Origin of the sequence: Egicoccus halophilus, from assembly GCF_004300825.1 — a bacterium.
Classification (GTDB): domain Bacteria; phylum Actinomycetota; class Nitriliruptoria; order Nitriliruptorales; family Nitriliruptoraceae; genus Egicoccus; species Egicoccus halophilus.
Map to the genome: position 1 here is coordinate 3,854,151 of NZ_CP036250.1, position 18,687 is coordinate 3,872,837.

Here is an 18,687-nt window from a genome sequence, read left to right on the forward strand (position 1 = left end):
CGCGACGGACAGCGACGTGCGGACGGGGCGCGGACGGCCCGGTCGAGCGGAGAGCGGCAACGAGGTCCCCCGAGGTGTACCGGCAAGGTCGCCCGACCTTATCGGGCCGTCCGGCCGATCCTCGCTGCCGTGGCGGAGCCCCATCGGACGGGTAGTGTCGCCGCGACCGCTGGCCCCAGTGGGCGGTACGACCGGTGCCGCCAGCCCCTGGCGCCGGCGGCGCCGGCGGGGCTGCTCGCCGGCCGGACGGACGACCCACGGGGGCGGCATGACGTTCCGCGGCGCACGCGAGGCCACCATCCGACTGCTCGGCGCGGCGACCGCCGGCGTGCTGTTGACCGCTTGCGGGGGCGGCGACGCCGCCCTGGAGTTCGAGGGACCCGACGACGGCACCCTGCTCAACGCGCAGACGCTCCAGGACGCCGCGTGGGAGGTGCGCACCGACGACGAGGACGGGCTGCCCCCCACGCTGACGTTGTTGCTCGACGGACAGTCGGTCGACGCCCAGCGAGCGGCCGACACCCTGCGCTGGGACCCCGACGACCTCGACGACGGCGAGTACACCCTGGTCGTCCAACGCCAGGACGAGGACGACGAGGAACCCCGACTGCTGCACGAATGGGAGTTCGCCGTCGACGCCACCCCGCCCGAGATCGCGCTGAGCTCCCCCGACAGCGCGGTCGTCGCCGGCGAGTCCGTCCTGGTGGCCGGCACGACCGACGCCGGCGCGACCGTCACCGTCGCCGGCCAGGAGACCGAGGCGGACGAGGACGGCGCCTTCGAGGTCGAACTCGACGAGGCCCCCGAGGGCGACCTGGAGATCGTCGCCGTCGACGAGGCCGGCAACACCAGCGACGACCAGTTCACGCTCGTCACCGTGCCCTCGCGGGTGGAGGTCGACGAGGTCCGTTCCGTGCACGTGACCTCCCATGCCTGGGCGACCGAGAGCTTCCGCGAACGCCTGCTGCAGATGGCCGACGACGGCATCATCAACTCGATCGCCCTCACCCTCAAGGACGAGGGTGGCCGCATCGGCTGGGACAGCGACGTGGAGCTCGCCCAGCTGTCGGGGGCCAACGAGGGCGTCTACGACCTCGAGCAGACGATCGCCGACCTGCACGAGCGCGGCATCCACGTCGCGGGGCGCATCGTCGCCTTCCGTGATCCGATGCTCGGGCCCTACGCGCGCGACAACGGCGACCTCGACTGGCTGGTGCAGACCACCTCCGGGGAGCCCTACACCGGCCGCTACGAGTGCTGCTTCACCAACTTCGCCCATCCCGAGGTGATCGAGTACAACCTCGCGATCGCCGAGGAGGCCGCCCGGGCCGGCGTCGACGACATCCTGTGGGACTACATCCGCAAGCCCGACGGCCCGCGGGACAACCTCGTGCTCGAAGGCATCCCCAACGACGAGCCGCTCGAGCCGGCCATCATCGAGTTCACCCGGCAGGCCGACGAACGGCTCTCGCGCTACGGGATCGGGCACGGTGCGTCGCTGTACGGCATCGCCGCCGACCGGCCGACCCAGATCGCCCAGGACGTGCCGGGCATGTCCGAGCACCTCGACTACGTCGCCCCGATGATCTACCCGTCGCACTGGGGGCCGGGCGAGTACGGCGTGGCGGATCCCAACCGGCAGCCCTACGACATCATCACCGCCACGCTCGAGGTCTGGCAGGACGCGGTCGAGGGCACCGACACGCGCATCGTGCCGTGGCTCGAGGACACCACCTACCGGGCCTGGGACCGGCCGTTCCAGGTCCGGGAACAGATCCGGGCCTCGCGTGACCAGGGCATCGACGAGTTCCTCATGTGGGACCCGAGCGTGCGCTACACGCCGGAGGCCTACGACGCGATGCCGCAGGACCGCGAGGAGTGACCCGACCGCGACGGCGGGCGCGGTCGCGGGCAGCCCGGCGTGGCGACCGCGCGGTCGTCACGCCGTGCCGGCTGGCTAGCTTCCCCCCATGCACCGCTCCCCGACGCACGAGGTCGAGACCGACGTGGCCTACTCCGCCCTGCTGCACGAGCACGAGGTGACGTTCGAGGACGTCGGTGGGGAGGGGCCACCGATCCTGCTGACCCCAGGCGTCGACACGTCGGCGTCGCAGTTGGCGGCGCGCTTCACCGCCTTCGCGACCATCTACCGCGTGATCGCCTGGAACCCTCCGCCGGTGCTGGACTCGGACGCGACGCGGGAGCACGCACGCCTGGCCCTGGCCCTGCTGCACCACGTCGGCATCGAGCGGTCGATCTTCGGTGGGGACGGCCCAGGGGCGCTCGTCGGGCTGCGCGCGGGCCTGTTCGCCCCCGACCGGGTGCGCGGGGTGCTGTTGTTCGACCTTCCGGCGCACGACGCCGACGAGTACGCCCGCCTCGACGAGCTCGACATCCCGACCGTCGTCGTGCACGCCCCGGCGGCGCCCGGCACCCGTTCACGCGCGTCGCTCGAGACGCTGACCTCGCCCCTGCGCGACGCCCGGGGCGTGCACCTGCTGGAGGGCGACGACCACGCCCTGGCCCCGGCACGTGCCGGCACGGTCGACCTCGCGATCCGCGACTACCTCGAGTCCCTGCCCGCCTGACCCCTGGGCCAGGTCACTGTTCGCGCGTCCTTCCGTCGCCCGCGCGGGAAACCGCAGCCAGCAGACCAACCACGCCCTGCCCTTCGAGCGGCCTCAGGTCTGCGGGGAGCGGACGGCGACGGGAGGCTGGACCCCGAGCTCATGGGCGCGAACGGTCAGGCTCGCGACCATCGTGGCGAACAGGGCCGTCGGTTCGTCGAGGTCCGCCTTGGTGACGTAGCCCAGCCGGATGCCCTCACGCGCAGCTCGGCGTCGCGCTCGTCGTCGGCGATGCGCTGTGCGACGTACTGGTGGTCGACCTTGCCGACGTACTCCCAGCCGAACCGGCAACGCCGCGAGAAGTAGTCGAGACGACGAGCCGGGGTGACCCACACCTGCGCCTCGAGAACCGGCTCGAAGCAGGACACGAAGGGCCACAGCAGGCGTTCACCCTCGCTCTCGACGAGGTACCCGCCGGACGCCTCGAGGACCGCAGCGAGAATCGACGCACCCGGCGCCACGGCACGGAGACGCTCGGGCTGGCGACGGAGCCGGGCCACGGTCACCATGCCCGTGGCCCGCAGGTGGTCCCAGGCGACCCGCAGGCTGCGCTCGTCCACCTCGGCGCGAAACGCCGCACTGTCGATCAGCGCATCGAGCGGGCTCGCCACCCGGACAGCGCCGTACGGGGCGGTGCCCCGCCGCGCCTGCCGGTCCGGCCGATGGGCGAACTCGACGTTGCGCAGCCAGCGGTGCTCGGCCGTGAGGATCTCGAACGCCTCGGCGCCGATGAAGCCAGGCACCGCGTACAGCCCCAGTGCCACGGGTCCGGTGACGCACGCGCCGGGACGGGCACGCAGGGCCGCCGCGAAGGCCGCCTGCTCGGGCAGCAGCGCACCGCCACGGACCCGCCAGACGCCACGCACGAGCGGCGCCAGCCGCCCGGTGCGCAGCAGGTGGTCGGTCGGGCCGGACCCGAGCAGATCGACCAGCTGGCACCGGGCGATGACGCCGTGTTGTCGCTCGGCCAGCGAGAGCGCACGGTCCATCGGCGAAGGCGCAGAGCGATCGCGGCGTCGGGCGGCGGGTTCGGCGTCGGGCGCCTCGGGCGCGATGGCCGTCGGTGTCGGCGGGGGGAAGTCGTCCATGGCCGGCAGCATGCTCGCGGTGGACCCTTCGACGCCGACGACGCTCTTCCGGCCTGTGGACGACGTCGGGCGTCACGGCCGGCGGCCCGCAGCCACCGGACCCGCGAGCGGTTTCCGTCGCGGGCGACGGGAACAACAAGTCGGTGGACGGTGGGAGCGGTCCCCGCGAGCGGTTTCCGTCGCGGGCGACGGAAGTGGTGGCCGCGTCGGTCAGCGGTAGGGGTCGAGGGTGACGAAGCGGTAGCCGCGTGCCTCGGCCTGCCGGATGATCTCCGTGGAGGAGGTTGCCGAGCGCCACCCGGCCCACGCGTGAACCGCGGACGCCCCGGCCGAGATGGCCGGGGCGTCCGAGGTGGTGCGGGTCGGGCGGGGGGATCAGCCCTTGCCGACGGGGTCGAAGGTGTCGCCGAGCAGCTGCTCGAGTTCCTGGTCGTGCACCACGTGCTGACCGGCGGCCGGCGACGCCGACGGCACCCGGGCCGCGTGGCGCAGCTTGCGGCCGTCGTCGAGCTCGTCGAGCAGGTTCCACAGCCGCCCGTCGACGAAGCCCCAACCGCCCATGTTGGACGGCTCCTCCTGCACCCAGACGACGTCCTTGGCGTTCGGATAGGACGCGAGGATCTCGCGGATCTGGTCGCCGGGGAACGGGTAGAGCTGTTCGACGCGAACCACCGCGACCGGCGCCTCGCGCGTGTCGCGGGCCTTCATCAGGTCGTAGGCGACCTTGCCGAACGACAGCGTCACCGCCTGCACCTGCGACCGGTCGCCCTCGGCCCACGTCGGGTCGTCGAGCGTCTCGCGGAACGAACCCGCCGTGAACTCGTCGATGTTCGAGAAGGCGTTGGGCGAGCGCAGCAGCGACTTCGGCGTGAAGATGATCAGCGGCTTGCGGACCTCGCGGTGCATCTGCCGCCGCAGCACATGGAAGTACTGCGCCGCGGTGGTGCAGTTCACGACCTGGATGTTGTCCTCGGCGCACAGCGTCAGGAACCGCTCGATGCGGCCCGACGAGTGCTCCGGCCCCTGGCCCTCGAAGCCGTGCGGGAGCAGCAGCACGAGCCCGGAGGTCTCACCCCACTTGTCCTCGGCGGCGACGATGAACTGGTCGATGATGATCTGGGCGCCGTTGACGAAGTCGCCGAACTGGGCTTCCCAGGCGACCAGGGACGTCTTGTCCTCCACCGAGTAGCCGTACTCGAAACCGACGGCCGCGTACTCGCTGAGCAGCGAGTCGTAGATGAAGAACTTGCCCTGCTCGTCGTCGAGCTTCTGCAGCGGCAGATGGTCCTCGCCGGTCTTGAAGTCGACCTGGACCGCGTGCCGTTGCGAGAAGGTGCCGCGCCGCGAGTCCTGCCCGGCGAGCCGGACGTTGGTGCCCTCGAGCACCAGCGAGCCGAACGCGAGCGTCTCGCCGAAGGCCCAGTCGATCGTCCCGGCGTCGTAGCGCTCCCGGGCCTTCTTGAAGATCCGGTCGAGCTTGGGGTGCCGGGTGAAGCCCTCGGGCACGTCGAACTGGTTGGCCGCGATGCGGTCGAGGACGTCCCTGGCCACCCCCGTCTCGGCCGGCGGCAGGATGGAGGTCGACTCCTCGGGACGGATCGCCTTGGGCGGTTCGGGCGGGGCGGCCTGCTTGGTGGAGCTGAACGCCTCCTCGAGACGTGCCTCGAAGTCCTGGAGGAACTCCTCGGCCTGCTCGATGGAGATGTCGCCGCGGCGGACCAGTCGCTCGGTGTAGAGCTTGCGCACCGAGCGCAGGTTGTCGATGACCTCGTACATCTGCGGCTGCGTGAACGACGGGTCGTCCGCCTCGTTGTGGCCGTGACGCCGGTAGCAGATCAGGTCGATGACGATGTCGCGGTGGAACCGCTGGCGGTACTCGAACGCCAGCCGGGCCACCCGCACGACCGCCTCGGGGTCGTCGCCGTTGACGTGCAGGATGGGCGCGTGGACCGTCTTGGCCACGTCGGTGGCGTAGTACGACGAGCGGGCCGCGTGCGGCGAGGTGGTGAACCCGACCTGGTTGTTGATGACGACGTGGATCGTCCCGCCGGTGCGGTAGCCCCGCAGCTGCGAGAGGTTGAGGGTCTCGGTGACCACGCCCTGGCCGGCGAAGGCGGCGTCGCCGTGCATCAGCAGCGGCAGCGCCGGGTAGACGTACTCCTCGCCGCGGTCGTAGCGGTCCTGCTTGGCCCGCGCGATGCCCTCGACGACCGGGTTGACGGCCTCGAGGTGCGAGGGGTTGGGCGGCAGGTGCAGCTCGACGGTGTTGCCCGAGCGGGCCTCGTACACCCCGTGGGTTCCCAGGTGGTACTTGACGTCGCCGGAGCCCTGGACGGTGTCGGGGTCGATGTGCCCCTCGAACTCGCCGAAGATCTGGTGGTAGGACTTGCCCACGATGTTGGAGAGCACGTTGAGGCGGCCGCGGTGCGCCATGCCCATCACGATGTCGGCCATGTCGGCGTCGTCGGCGGCGGCCTCGCAGACCGCGTCGAGCAGCGGGATCAGGCTCTCGCCACCCTCGATGCCGAAGCGCTTCTGCCCGACGTACTTGGTGTGCAGGAACGACTCGAACGCCTCGGCCGCGTTGAGCCGTTCGAGGATCCACAGCTGGTCCTCCGGCGAGAGCTCGTCGTCGACGCCCTCGACCTTCTCGCGGATCCAGTGCTTCTGCTCGGGGTCGAGCACGTGGCCGTACTCGATGCCGATGGTGCGGCAGTAGGCGTCACGCAGCACACCCAGGATCTTCTGCAGCGGCATGCGTCGCGGCGTCCCGCCGATGTCGGTGATGAAGTCGCGGTCGAGGTCCCAGATCGAGAGCCCGTAGTAGGTCGGGTCGAGCTCGTTGTGCATCGCCTTCGGCTGCAGGCGCAGCGGGTCGAGGTCGGCGATCAGGTGGCCGCGCACGCGGTACATGTTCGCCAGCTGGTCGACCTTGCTCTGCTTGGCGAGCAGGTCGAACTCGTCGTCGAAGTCGCTCGAGTCCGGTCGCCAGCGGGCCGGCTCGTAGGGCAGGCCGAGCGCACTGAAGACCTCGTCGTAGAAGCCGTGCTCCCCGAGCAGCAGTTCGTGGACGCGCTTGAGGAACAGCCCCGACTCGGCGCCCTGGATGACCCGGTGGTCGTAGGTCGAGGTCAGCGTGATGACCTTCGACACGCCGAGCTTGGCGATCGTGCGCGGGTCGGCTGCCTGGTAGCCGGCCGGGTAGTCGATCGACCCGACGCCGAGGATCGCCGCCTGGCCCGACATCAGCCGCGGGATCGAGTGCACGGTGCCGATGGTGCCCGGGTTGGTGACGGTGATGGTGCCACCGGAGAACATCGCCGGGTCGAGCTTGCCCGTGCGGATCTTGCGGATGATCTCCTCGTAGGCCCGCAGGAACTCGTCGAAGGCGAGCGCGTCGGCGTCCTGGATCACCGGGACGAGCAGGCTGCGCGAGCCGTCCTTGTTCTCCACGTCGACGGCGAGACCGAGCCCGAAGTGGTCGGCGCGGCGCAGCGCCGGCTTGCCGTCCTCGGTCTGGGCGTAGGTCGACTTCATGGCCGGCACGGCGTCGACGGCGCGCACCATCGCGTACGCGATCAGGTGGGTGAACGACACCTTGCCGCCACGGGTGCGGCGCAGGTAGTTGTTGACGATGCGCCGATTCACCTCGAGCAGCTTCGCGGGGACGTCGCGCACCGAGGTGGCGGTGGGCACGCCGAGCGAGGTCTCCATGTTCTCGACGATGCGCGCGCCCACGCCACGGATCCGGCTGGCCGCGGGGTCGTCGGCGGCCACGGTCGGCGCGGTGCGCGCGACACCGGACGCGCCCGCAGCACCGTTGCCGGAGGGCTTCGAGGCCGTGCGAGCGGCACCGTTGCCGGTCCGGCCCTGGTCCTCGGGCCGGTAGTCGGCGAAGAAGTCTCGCCAGCTCTTGGACAGCGCGTCCGGGTTGTCGCGGTACTGCTCGTACATCTCCTCGACGAGCCAGGCGTTGAGCTCCGACTGGGACGAGGCGGCGGGTTGGTTGGCCATGTCGGCGTTCAGGCTCCGGGGCGACGTGCCCCCAGGGTAGGGCGGCGGCGGCGAGGCTCCCCATCGGCGCACGGACACGGCGGTCGCGGAACGCGGGACCGGGAGGTGGGCGGCCGGCGCGGGGAGACACGGGAACGGCAGTCGGGGACGACCCCGCTGCCACGACCGGCAGTGGACCGGCCCTCCGGGCGCACGTCAAGCCCCACGGCGCGCCGATCGGGCCGTGCGCGGGGACCCGGGCGGGTACCGTTCGCGCACGGAGCCGACGGGCGTGGAGGTAGCCGTGAAGGACCTGCTCGTGGCGGTCCTGTCGCTGTGTGCTCTCGCCGTCGTCGCCCTGGGTGGCTGGTGGGTGCTGACCGAGAGCGAACTGTTCGCCGACTCGGCCGCCGAAGCCGACCCGGCCGAGACGGCAGGCGCCTTCGCGGCTGCCTGGGAGCGCGGGGACGCCGAGAGCCTGGCAGAGCTGGCCCGCGAGGACGACGACACGGTGCGTGCCACCTACGAGCAGTTCGCCGAGGGGCTGATGGCGGACAGCGACGCGCTGGAGGTCCGGCCCGGGCCGACCGAGCAGGTCCAGGACGGCCGCGCGCGCACCCCGGTGGCCGTCACGGTGGACGGTCCGTTCGGCGAGGTGAGCTGGGACGTCGAACTCGAGACGGTGCGCGAACGGGGCGCGTGGGGCGTGGTGTGGTCGACCGCGACGGTGCACCCCTCGTTGCGGCCGGGCATGGTCTTCGACGTCGTGCGCGAGGAGGTCGACCGCGCGCCGATCCTCGCCGTCGGTGGACAGGAGCTGGCCGGCGAACGCGAACAGGTCACGGTCGGGTTCGAACCCGGCACCGTCGCCGACCGCGACGAGCTCGTGGCCACGTTCGAGGAGGTGCTCCCCGACACCGGCGAGATCGTCGAGCGGCTGTACGCCCGCGGCGGGTTGGTCGACGACTGGTTCTACCCGGTCATCAGCCTGCCGGCCGAGCAGGCCGACGAGGTGCGTGCCGCGCTGCGGGGGGTGCGGGGGGTGGTACTGCGCAGCGGCACCGGCCGGGCGTTGTACGACGCCGGTTTCGCCCACCACGTCGTCGGTGTGGTCGGTCCGGTGACCGCGGAGCAGCTCGAGCGGCTCGGGCCGAGCTACGCGTCGGGCGACGAGGTGGGACAGTTCGGGCTCGAGGCCGTCTACGAGTCCGACCTCGTCGACGCCGTCCGGATCCGTGCGGTCCTGCGCGAGCGCGCCGAGGGCGCAGTCCACGAGGTCCTGGGCGAAGCGCTGGCGGGCGGGCTGGACGCCGTGCGCACCACGCTGGACGTACCCGTGCAGCAGGCGGTCGAGAACGCCCTGGCCGGCGTCGAGGACGAGGCCGCGATCGTGGTCGTCGACGCTGCCGACGGCGCGATCCGGGCGGCCGCGAGCCGGCCGCTGACGGCCTACAACCGGGCCTTCGAGGGCCGCTACGCGCCCGGATCGGCGTTCCGGCTGGTGACCGGCGAGGCCCTGCTCGCGGCCGGCAACGTGCCGGGCTCCGAGGTCGTGTGTGACGAGCGGACCACGGTCGGCGGGCGCACGGTGACCAACGCCGAAGGTCCGGCGCTGGGCACCACCTCGCTGCAGCAGGCCTTCGCCGCCGGTTGTGACACCACCCTGGCGACGCTCGCGGCCGACGCGCTCGGGCCCGAAGGGCTCGCCGCCGCCGCCGAACGCTTCGGGGTCGGGACCCAGCCGCAGCTGCCGGTGCCGTCCTTCGGCGGTTCGTTCCCGACCCCCGCCGACACCACCGAGCTGGTCGAAGCGGCGGTCGGGCTCGGGCGGGTCGAGGTGTCGCCGTTGCAGTTGGCCAGCATGGCGGCCGCCGCCCGCTCGGGCGTGTGGCACCCGCCCTCGCTGATGGTCGACGACGAGCCGGACGAGGCCCGCCAGCTCGCGGCCGGGACGCTCGACGACCTGCGAACGTTGCTGCGGGCGGCGGTCACCGACGGCGACGCCGTCGCGGCCGCCGGCGCGGCCGGGGACGGCGCGACGGGCGAGCTGGTCGAAGGGGTCGCCGGCACGGCCCGCACGAGCGGTGGCGAGCGACACGCCTGGTTCGCCGGCTCCTGGGGGCAGTACGGTTTCGCGGTGCTCGTCGAGGACGGCGGGAGCGGGGCCGAGGTCGCCGCCCCGATCGCCGGCCGACTCGTCGACGAGTTCGAGCTCCAGCTCGCCGCCGACGGTTGAACCGCACCACGCCCCGCCCGACAGACAGGCCAGCCGCGATGCCGACCCTGACCCTCACCGGGGACCCCGACGCCGACCGGCTGCTGTCGGACAACGCCTTCGCCCTGCTGGTCGGCATGCTGCTCGACCAGCAGATCGCGATGGAGCAGGCGTTCGTCGGGCCTCGACGGCTCGAGGAGCGACTCGGTCGACCGCTGACCCCGGCCAACCTCGCCGCGGTCGATCCCGACGAGCTCGAGCGCCTGTTCCGGATCTCCCCCGCCGTCCACCGCTACCCCGGTTCGATGGCCAAGCGGGTCCACGCACTGGCGACCACGCTCGTCGAACGTCACGACGGCGACACCGAGGCGCTGTGGCGCGAGGTCCCCGACGGTCGCACGCTGCGCGAGCGGCTGAAGGATCTGCCGGGCTTCGGGGACCAGAAGGCGCGCATCTTCGTCGCGCTGCTCGGCAAGCAGTGCGGCGTCACCCCCGACGGCTGGCGGGAGGCCGCGGGTGACTACGGGCAGGACGGTCGCCGCTCGATCGCCGACGTCGTCGATGCCGACACGTTGCTCGAGGTCCGCGCGTTCAAGCAGGCCCGCAAGGCGGAGGCGAAGGCCGTGAAGACCGGGAGCGCCGCGAACGGGTGAGGGGGTGCGAGCCCCTCTCCTGCGGTTCAGCCCTCGGGGACGACGGCGTACTGGAACAGCAGCATCGTGGCCAGCCCCATCATGAGCATCCCGGCGGGTGCCCACGACCAGCCGCGGCTCCACGGCCACAGCGGCGCCGCGAGCAGGATCAGCACGGCGATGATCACGAAGGGCACGGGACTCGGCATGCCCGGACGGTAGCGCCTGACCGTCACGCCGCGACACGCGGCACGCCGACCTGCTCGCGGCGCGCCTGCGCACCACCGCCCGCGCCACGCGTCGCGTTCTCGCCCACTACCGTGCGCACCGTTCCACGCCCTTCGTCGCCCGGGAGACGCCCCGGTCGATTCGTCGTTATCGGATGCGTACGTGAAGCTCGCGATCCTCTCGCGCAACTCCCAGCTGTACTCGACCCGTCGGCTCCGCGAGGCGGCCGAGCAGCGCGGTCACGAGGTCCGCATCGTCGACTACCTGCGCTGCGTGATCGACATCACCTCGCACCGACCGGCGATCCACTACGGCGGCGCGCGTCTCGACGCCGTCGACGCGGTCCTGCCCCGGATCGGCGCGACCCACACCTTCTACGGCACGGCGGTGGTGCGCCAGTTCGAGATGATGGGCGTCTACCCGACCAACGACTCGCAGTCGATCTCGCGTTCCCGCGACAAGCTGCGGGCCCTGCAGTTGCTCGCTGCCGAGGGGGTGGGCCTCCCGGTCACCTCGTTCGCCCACTCGACCAAGGACATCGACGGGCTGATCTCGCTGGTCGGTGGGGCCCCCGTCGTGGTCAAGCTGCTCGAGGGCACCCAGGGCATGGGGGTCGTCCTCGCGGAGACCAAGAAGGCGGCCGAGTCGGTCATCGGTGCCTTCCGGCAGCTCAACGCCAACATCCTGGTGCAGGAGTTCATCAAGGAGGCCGGCGGGTCCGACATCCGCGCCTTCGTGGTGGGCAACCGGGTCGTCGCGGCCATGGAACGCACCGCCGCGCCGGGCGACTTCCGCTCCAACGTCCACCGTGGCGGCGAGGCCCGCAAGGTCCGCCTCACCCCGGAGGAGCGGGCCGCCGCCAAGCGGGCCGCGAAGATCCTCGGGCTCAACGTGGCCGGTGTCGACCTGATGCGCTCGAACCACGGCCCGGTCGTGCTCGAGGTGAACTCCTCTCCCGGCCTCGAGGGCATCGAGACCACCACCGGCATCGACGTCGCCGGCAAGGTCGTCGAGTACATCGCCACCAACGCCGACGGCCGCGCCCCCTCGCGCGCCAGCAAGAAGGCATGACCGACACGCTCGACCTCGGCCGCATCGCCACGCGACCACGTCGCCGGCATGCCCTCGTCGGGCTCGCGGTGCTGCTCGTCGTCGGGGTGGCCGCGGGCGGCTGGTGATGGTGGACCAGTCGGGACGAGGGGCCGGGCCCCGCCGCGGAGGCCTTCGCGGTGGCCTGGGACGACGGCGACCCGGCGTCAGGTCCGGTCTCCGGTGCCCCCGCCGGGGTCCGCGAACGCTACGCGGCGCTCGTCGAGGGCCTCGGCCCCGACGCGCCCGACGTCGCGCTCGCCTCGGTGTCGGAACCGGTCGACGGCACCGCGACCGCCGAGCTGACGGTGGGCTGGGACCTCGGTGGGGAGCGCCGCTGGAGCTATCCCACGCGGGCCGAGCTGGTTCGGGGCGACGACGGCTGGCAGGTCGTCTTCACGCCCGAGGTGGTGCACCCCGAGCTGGGCGACGACCTTGGCCTGACCATCCGGCGTACCCGGCCGGTCCGCGGCGAGGTCGTCGGCACCGACGGCACGCCGATCGTGACGCCGCGTCCGGTCGTGGACGTCGGCGTCGAGCCGGCACGGACCGACGACGTGGCGACGCTGGTCGACGACCTGCGCGACATCCTCGCCATCTCCGGCGACGGGCTCGCGGAACGGATCGTGTCCGCGGACCCGAACGCGTTCGTGCCGGTCGTCACGCTGCGCGAGGACGCCTTCGCGGCCGTCGAGGACGAACTGCTGCCGCTGCCGGGCACGGTGGTACGCCGCGGCACGCTGCCGCTGGCGCCGACCGCGGACTTCGCCCGGGCCCTGCTCGGCCGGGCCGGGGACGTCACGGCCGAGCGGATCGAAGCGCACCCGCAGCGCTACGCCCCGGGCGACGTCGTCGGCCTGTCCGGCCTGCAGCGCCGCTACGACGAGCAGCTGTTCGGCGAGGCCGGCCGACAGGTGGTCGCCGTTCCCGTCGCGGACGCGCCCGAGGGCGTCGAGGAGGCGGTGCTGCACGAGGTGCCCGCGGTCGACGGCAGCGACGTGACCGTCACGCTCGACGAGCGGGTGCAACGCGCCGCCGACGAGACGCTGGCCGACGTGTCCGACGCCCCGAGCGCGCTGGTCGCCGTCCGGGTGAGCGACGGACACGTGGTCGCGGTCGCCAACGGCCCCGGCACGGCCGGCGCCGAGATCGCGGTGTCCGGGCAGTACGCACCCGGTTCGACCTTCAAGGTGGTGACGACCGCGGCGCTGCTCGCCGACGGTCTCGATCCCGACGCGACCGTCGGGTGCGAGGCCGAGGCCGTGGTCGACGGCCGTCGCTTCACCAACGCCGAGGACGGCGCCCGCGGCCGGGTCCCGTTCCGTGAGGCGTTCGCCCAGTCGTGCAACACCACCTTCGTGTCGCTCGCCGACGACCTCGACGACGACGAGCTGGCCGAGGCCGCCGGCCGGTTCGGCGTCGGCGGCGGACACACGCTCGGCGTGGACGCGTTCACCGGCTCGATCCCCGTCAACGACGGCGCGACCGACCGGGCCGCGGCGGCGATCGGGCAGGGCCGCAACCTCGCCAGTCCCCTCGCGATGGCCGACGTGGCCGCGACCGTCGCCCGTGGTGGGCACCGGACGCCGCGGCTGGTGCTCGACCCGGATCCGCGGGACCCGGCCGGCGAGGCCCCGCTCGACCCGCAGCTCGCCACCGACCTGCAGGCGCTGACACGGCAGGTCGTCACCGACGGCACCGGCTCGGCCCTCGCCGACGTGCCCGGCGACCCGGTGCACGGCAAGACCGGCACCGCCGAGTACGGCACCGAGACGCCCCCACGGACCCACGCGTGGTTCATCGGCCACCAGGGCGACCTCGCCTTCGCCGTCCTGGTCGCCGAGACCCGGGACAGCGTCGGCGGGCGCGTGGCGGCCCCGCTCGCCGCCGACTTCCTGACCCGCCTCGCCGACTGACTCAGCCGTCCAGGTCGGCCAGCACGGCGTCCCAGGCCTTGCGGGCGCCGATCAGCACCGGATCCCAGACCGGGGAGAACGGCGGTGCGTACGACAGGTCGACGTTGAGCAGCTCCTCGACCGTCATCTCGTTCCACAGCGCCGCGGCGAAGGTGTCGATGCGCTTGCACGAGCCCGCGCCCCCCACGACCTGCGCACCGAGCAGCCGGCCCGAACGGCGCTCGGCGATCACCTTCACCTCCATCGAGGCGGTGTCGGGCCAGTAGCCGGCCTTCGTCGTCGTCTGGACCGTCGCGGTCACCGGGGCGTAACCGGCGCGTTCGGCGTCGCGCTCGCCGAGGCCGGTGCGGCCGATCTCGACCCCGCAGACCTTCGTCACCGCGGTCCCCAGCACGCCGGGGAACGTCGCGTAGCCGCCACCGAGGTTGATGCCCGCGACCCGTCCGGTCTTGTTGGCGATGGTGCCCAGCGCGATGGCGGCCGGTGCGCGCGAGACACGGTGGTGCACCTCGGCGCAGTCACCGGCCGCCCACACCCCGTCGACCCTCGTCCGCTGCCGCACGTCGACGACCACCCCGCCCGTCTCGGGCCCGACCGGCACGCCGGCCTCGACCGCGAGGCGTGCGTCGGGGGTGGCGCCCAGGCCCAGCACGACCACGTCGGTGGGCAGCTCGCCGACCGAGGTGGCGACGGCACGCAGACGGTCTCCGTCGTGCATGACGCCCTGCACGTCGGTCTCGAGGTGCAACCGGATGCCCATGCCGTCCATCGCGTCGGCGACCCGACCGCCGAGGTCGGCGTCGAGCGTGGTCATCGGCCGGTCGCTGCGTTCGACGAGGTCCACCTCGTAGCCGCGCACGACCATCGCCTCGGCCATCTCGAGGCCGATGTAGCCCGCGCCGATCACCACGGCACGTCGCGGCCGGCAGGCGTCGAGGTGGTCGAGGATCGCCTGACCGTCATCGAGGGTCTGCACGCCGAACACGCCGGGACCGTCGAGGCCGGGCAGGTCGGGGCGGCGTGGCGCGGCCCCGGTCGCCAGCAGCAACTGGTCGTAGGACTCGTCGTACTCGCGCCCCCGGTCGAGGTCGCGCACCCGCACGGTGCGGGCGGCCGTGTCGACGCCGACCGCCTCGGTGCGCGTGCGTACGTCGATCGCCTGCCGGTCGCGGAACTCCTGCGGCGTACGCACCACCAGGTCGGCACGGTCGTCGACGACCTCGCCGATCCAGTACGGGATGCCGCAGGCGGAGTAGGAGGTGTCGTGGCCGCGCTCGAACACCACGATGCCGAGGGCGTCCGGGCCGCGTCCGCGGCGGGCCTGGCTCGCGGCGCTCATGCCGGCCGCGTCACCCCCGACGACGACGAGACGCTCGGTCATGCGACGACCCCGGGCGCGCCGTCGTCGCGCACGACCGGCAGCCCCTCGGCCGCCCACTCGTGCATGCCCCCGACCAGGTTGTGCGCGTCGTAGCCGGCGCGGGTGAGCGCCTCGACGACCGCGGCGCTGCGCATGCCACTGCGGCAGATCGCCACGATGGTCCGCTCGGCGGGCAGCTCCTGCTGGCGTGACCCGAGCTCGGCCATCGGGATGTGGACGGCTCCGGGGGCATGTCCGGCGATCCACTCGACGGGTTCGCGCACGTCGAGCAGGAAGGCGTCCGGGAGATCGGCAGCGGTCCGGGGGTCCACGTCAGCCATGCTCCCCTGGGTCTGGTCCTGGTGGTCCTGGATTCGGTGGGCCTGGGTCCGGTGGTCCTGGGCGTGCGGCCCGGGGCTGGCGGTGCAGGGTGGCGCGCAGGTGGTGGGTCTCGGGGGTGTCGGCGTGTGCCATCCACAGATCGTAGGCGAGCACGTCGCCGTCGAGGACGAAGCGGCGGCGCAGGGAGCGCACCGGTTTGGCGGTCGCGGTCAGGCCCACCGTCGTGGTCGCGAGCTCGAGCACCCCGTCGGCGAGGCTGCCTTCCTCCACCTCCGCGACGCCGGTGGGATGCGCCAGCACCAGCTCGATCGCGGGCCGCGCCGGGTCGTCGCTGCCCACCACCCGCAGGAAGCCGGTCTCGGCGTGCATCGGCAGTCCGGTCGCCGGCGAGGTGGTGCGCTGGGCGTAGGCGAGGAACGGCCGCCCGACGTGCGTGAACGTGACCTGTTCGGTGTAGGTGAACCGGTCGATCGTCGGGTAGTGCCCCTCGCCCGCACCGGCCCAGGTACCGACCAGCCCGGCCAACGGCGCCAGGGACGGGTGCAGCTCGGTCGCGCTCGACACCGTCAGTCGTTCACCTCGAGCAGGTCGACCACGAACACCAGCGTCTCGCCCGGCGCGATGACCCCGGCCGCGCCCTGGTCGCCGTAGGCGAGCTCGGGCGGGATCGTCAGCCGACGGCGACCGCCCTCACGCATGCCCTCGACACCCTGGTCCCAACCGGGGATGACCTGCCCGGCGCCGAGCGTGAAGTCGAACGGCCCACGGTCCCAGGAGGCGTCGAACTCCTCGCCGGTCGACCACGCCACGCCGACGTAGTGCACGCTCACCTGCGAGCCGGGGGTGGCCTCGGCGCCGTCGCCCTCGACGACGTCGACGGTGACGAGTTCGTCGGGCGGGGCCGAGCCGTCGTCGGGGAGCGAGGCGGCCGGGTCGGGGCGTTGTTCCATGTCGGCGTCCTGGGTCGTGTCGGTGGTGGCATCCCCGCCGGCACCGTCGCCACCGCCGTCGTCGCCGCAACCGGCGAGCACGAGGGCGGCAGCGGTGGCCGCCGCCAGGGTGGCACGTCGCATCCGTGTCATTCCAGCAGTCCTGGGTCGTGCCGGCAGAGGTGGGGGGCGGTCGGACCGCACGCGCGCACGGGCCGCCGTCGGGGGTATCGGACGCCGAGCCTACCGCCGGGCCCCGACCGGCTACCGTCCGCGCATGCTGCTACCCGTGCTGGGGGTCGTCGCCGGCCTCGCCCTGCTGACGTTCGCCGCCGACCAGTTCGTGGCCGGCGCCGCACGCATCGCCGCCGCCCTGCGCCTGTCGGCGGTCGTCATCGGTGCCGTCGTCATCGGCTTCGGGACCAGCGCACCCGAGATGGTGGTGTCGGGGCTCGCCGCCGCCCAGGGGTCGCTGGACATCGGTGTCGGCAACATCGTCGGCTCGAACGTCGCCAACCTCACGCTCGTGCTGGGGGTGGCCGCGATGCTCACCCCGATCGCGGTCAGCTCCCCGGTCCTCAAGCGCGAGGCGCCGCTGTCGTTGGCACTGACGGTGGTGTTCGCCGTGCTGGTCCAGGGTGGGCTCAGCCGGTGGAACGCCGCCGTGCTCGGGCTGCTGCTGGTCGTCGCCCTGGCCCTCATCCTGCGCTCCGCCCGCAGCGGCGACCCGTCGTTGAGCGGCGAGGTCGACGGTTACCTGGCCGACGGCGCGGTGTCGCTGCCTCGCGAGTGGGTCCGGACGGTACTGGGGTTGCTGGGCACCCTCGCGGCGGCACAGCTGCTGGTGGCCTCGGCCACCACGATCGCCGCGGAACTCGGCCTCGCCGAGGGCTTCGTCGGACTGACCGTGGTGGCGATCGGGACCTCGCTGCCGGAGCTGGCGACGGCGGTGCAGGCGGCACGCAAGGGCGAGACCGACCTGATCGTGGGGAACCTGCTCGGCAGCAACCTGTTCAACTCCGGCGCGGTCAGCATGGTCGCGGGGCTCGCCGGACCGGGGCCACTGGCCGATCCGACCATCGTCGGCTTCGCGACCGTGCTGATGGTCGCGGTCGCCGTGCTCGCCACCGCGTTCATGGTCACCGGCAAGCGCGTCGTGCGCTGGGAGGGCGCCGCGTTGCTGATCGGCTACCTGGTCTGCATCCCGTTGCTGGCCTGAGCTCCGGACGCACCGGACGCACCGGACGCACCGGACGCCGCCGGCTTCCGCCCGTCGTCTCTCACGCCCCCCCGTCACAGACCGGGCCGCGCAGGTCGCGGACGGTCTCGGCCTCGCGCACCCGCTCCTCGACCGGCGTCACACGGACCCGCAGCTGGGCGACCACGGTGTCACACGCCGGCTCGGCGGTCGGCAACAGGCGCAGCGGCGACGAGACGAGCTCGCCGGCGGTCACCGGCCAGGCGGGTGGGGCGTCCAGGACGACCGGCACCGGCGCGTTCCCGATCCCGACCAGCTCGGCCGAGACCACCAGCCGGGTGTCGGCAGGCAGCGGACGTCCGTCGGTGTCGGTCAGCGCGAGCCCGACCGGGGACGGGTGACCGGCCACCAGGTACCGGGGCGGGGTCACGTGCAGGCGCAGGGTCGCCTCGTTCGCGCCTCCGGTCGCCGCCTCGGTCGTCGCCGGTGCCGCCGCGATCCCGGGCGGCTCGGTGACCCAGGTCGCCGCCACCCAGACCGTGGCGGCGCCCAACACCAGCACCATCCCCGCGAAGACGGCCGCGAAGGGACCGTCGCCTCGACCCGTGCCCCCACGTCCCCATCCGATCCCGCGGATCGCGTCGATCGGAGTCTCGCGCTCCGCGTCCTCCGACGGCCAGGGCCGAACGGCGCGCGCACGGCCGCGGGCGCGAGTGCCCCTGCGCGCCGGGCAGCCGCGCGGGCCACCTGCGCCGGACGGGCGTGCCCCTCGCGCTCAGGCGCCGCCCGCGACCGCCGGGACGATGGAGACGGTGTCGCGCTCCTCGACCCGGGTGTCGAGCCCGTCCTGGAAGCGCACGTCCTCGTCGCGGACGAACACGTTGACGAACCGACGCAGCTGCCCGTTCTCGTCGAGCAGTCGGTCACCGAGTCCGGGGTGGGCCGCGTCGAGGTTGCCGACGACCGTGCGCAGGTCGTCGCCCTCGACGGCGACCTCGGACTGTCCGTCGGTCAGCTTGCGCAGCGGGGTGGGGATGCGAACGGTGGGCACGGCAGGTCCTTTCGGAAAC

The 18,687-nt window shown here is 72.9% G+C and carries 15 protein-coding genes and 2 pseudogenes; 8 read left to right on the forward strand and 9 right to left on the reverse strand.

Going from position 1 to position 18,687, the window contains the following annotated elements; all coding sequences use genetic code 11:
• Nucleotides 1–268 precede the first annotated feature (268 nt).
• Nucleotides 269–1,882, forward strand: coding sequence for a putative glycoside hydrolase (locus ELR47_RS17470; protein WP_130651037.1), 1,614 nt, complete (start codon nt 269–271; stop codon nt 1,880–1,882).
• Nucleotides 1,883–1,970: 88 nt separating this feature from the next.
• Nucleotides 1,971–2,588: an alpha/beta fold hydrolase gene (locus ELR47_RS17475; protein WP_130651038.1), complete on the forward strand. Its 618-nt coding sequence runs from the start codon at nt 1,971–1,973 to the stop codon at nt 2,586–2,588.
• Between the two features lie 155 nt (nt 2,589–2,743).
• On the opposite strand, the gene ELR47_RS17480 is transcribed toward ELR47_RS17475, so the two are convergent.
• Both ELR47_RS17480 and ELR47_RS17485 read right to left on the reverse strand, forming a co-directional pair.
• Nucleotides 2,744–3,727, reverse strand: coding sequence for a hypothetical protein (locus tag ELR47_RS17480; RefSeq protein ID WP_130651039.1), 984 nt, complete (start codon nt 3,725–3,727; stop codon nt 2,744–2,746).
• A 363-nt stretch (nt 3,728–4,090) separates the two neighbouring features.
• Nucleotides 4,091–7,729 carry a multifunctional oxoglutarate decarboxylase/oxoglutarate dehydrogenase thiamine pyrophosphate-binding subunit/dihydrolipoyllysine-residue succinyltransferase subunit gene (locus ELR47_RS17485; RefSeq protein ID WP_130651040.1) on the reverse strand — a complete coding sequence of 1,213 codons (3,639 nt, stop codon included), beginning with the start codon at nt 7,727–7,729 and terminating at the stop codon, nt 4,091–4,093.
• A gap of 283 nt (nt 7,730–8,012) precedes the next feature.
• Here ELR47_RS17485 and ELR47_RS17490 point away from each other — a divergent pair, with 283 nt between their 5' ends.
• Both ELR47_RS17490 and ELR47_RS17495 read left to right on the forward strand, forming a co-directional pair.
• The gene (locus ELR47_RS17490; protein WP_165404174.1) at nt 8,013–9,944 is read left to right on the forward strand and encodes a penicillin-binding transpeptidase domain-containing protein; all 1,932 of its coding nucleotides are present in this window, start codon (nt 8,013–8,015) and stop codon (nt 9,942–9,944) included.
• A 38-nt stretch (nt 9,945–9,982) separates the two neighbouring features.
• A complete protein-coding gene (locus ELR47_RS17495; RefSeq protein ID WP_130651042.1) occupies nt 9,983–10,576 on the forward strand; it encodes an HhH-GPD-type base excision DNA repair protein in 594 nt (197 codons plus the stop codon).
• A gap of 26 nt (nt 10,577–10,602) precedes the next feature.
• Here the strand turns inward: ELR47_RS17495 and ELR47_RS17500 are convergent, their stop codons facing one another.
• Nucleotides 10,603–10,764: a DUF3309 family protein gene (locus tag ELR47_RS17500; RefSeq protein WP_130651043.1), complete on the reverse strand. Its 162-nt coding sequence runs from the start codon at nt 10,762–10,764 to the stop codon at nt 10,603–10,605.
• Nucleotides 10,765–10,945: 181 nt separating this feature from the next.
• On the opposite strand from ELR47_RS17500, the gene rimK reads away from it, so the two are divergent.
• The 3 genes and pseudogenes from rimK (at nt 10,946) to ELR47_RS19265 (ending at nt 13,788) form a co-directional block, all read left to right on the forward strand.
• Nucleotides 10,946–11,854 carry a 30S ribosomal protein S6--L-glutamate ligase gene (gene rimK / locus ELR47_RS17505; protein WP_130651044.1) on the forward strand — a complete coding sequence of 303 codons (909 nt, stop codon included), beginning with the start codon at nt 10,946–10,948 and terminating at the stop codon, nt 11,852–11,854.
• Nucleotides 11,855–11,997: 143 nt separating this feature from the next.
• Nucleotides 11,998–12,294: pseudogene (locus ELR47_RS19260) on the forward strand (NTF2-like N-terminal transpeptidase domain-containing protein); the annotation flags it as partial.
• On the forward strand, nt 12,283–13,788 hold the full coding sequence (locus ELR47_RS19265) for a penicillin-binding transpeptidase domain-containing protein (RefSeq protein ID WP_268234466.1): 1,506 nt from the start codon (nt 12,283–12,285) through the stop codon (nt 13,786–13,788). The pseudogene ELR47_RS19260 and the gene ELR47_RS19265, both read left to right, overlap by 12 nt.
• Before the next feature lies 1 nt (nt 13,789).
• Here ELR47_RS19265 and ELR47_RS17515 read toward each other — a convergent pair whose 3' ends face one another.
• From ELR47_RS17515 to ELR47_RS17530, 4 genes and pseudogenes are all read right to left on the reverse strand, one after another.
• Nucleotides 13,790–15,169 (reverse strand): FAD-dependent oxidoreductase, encoded by a 1,380-nt coding sequence (locus ELR47_RS17515; RefSeq protein WP_130651046.1) that lies wholly within the window; start codon nt 15,167–15,169, stop codon nt 13,790–13,792.
• Nucleotides 15,166–15,489, reverse strand: a complete 324-nt coding sequence (locus tag ELR47_RS17520; protein ID WP_130651047.1) for a rhodanese-like domain-containing protein — start codon at nt 15,487–15,489, stop codon at nt 15,166–15,168. The genes ELR47_RS17515 and ELR47_RS17520 overlap by 4 nt, the downstream gene beginning before the upstream one ends.
• Before the next feature lie 76 nt (nt 15,490–15,565).
• Nucleotides 15,566–16,054: pseudogene (locus tag ELR47_RS17525) on the reverse strand (heme-binding beta-barrel domain-containing protein); the annotation flags it as partial.
• Nucleotides 16,055–16,056: 2 nt separating this feature from the next.
• Nucleotides 16,057–16,440 carry an FKBP-type peptidyl-prolyl cis-trans isomerase gene (locus ELR47_RS17530; RefSeq protein ID WP_130651485.1) on the reverse strand — a complete coding sequence of 128 codons (384 nt, stop codon included), beginning with the start codon at nt 16,438–16,440 and terminating at the stop codon, nt 16,057–16,059.
• A 256-nt stretch (nt 16,441–16,696) separates the two neighbouring features.
• Between ELR47_RS17530 and ELR47_RS17535 the strand changes: the two genes are divergently transcribed.
• Nucleotides 16,697–17,638 (forward strand): calcium/sodium antiporter, encoded by a 942-nt coding sequence (locus ELR47_RS17535; protein WP_130651049.1) that lies wholly within the window; start codon nt 16,697–16,699, stop codon nt 17,636–17,638.
• Nucleotides 17,639–17,699: 61 nt separating this feature from the next.
• On the opposite strand, the gene ELR47_RS17540 is transcribed toward ELR47_RS17535, so the two are convergent.
• Nucleotides 17,700–18,173, reverse strand: a complete 474-nt coding sequence (locus ELR47_RS17540; RefSeq protein WP_130651050.1) for a hypothetical protein — start codon at nt 18,171–18,173, stop codon at nt 17,700–17,702.
• 219 nt (nt 18,174–18,392) lie between these two features.
• Nucleotides 18,393–18,668, reverse strand: coding sequence for a MoaD/ThiS family protein (locus ELR47_RS17545; RefSeq protein WP_130651051.1), 276 nt, complete (start codon nt 18,666–18,668; stop codon nt 18,393–18,395).
• Nucleotides 18,669–18,687 lie beyond the last annotated feature (19 nt).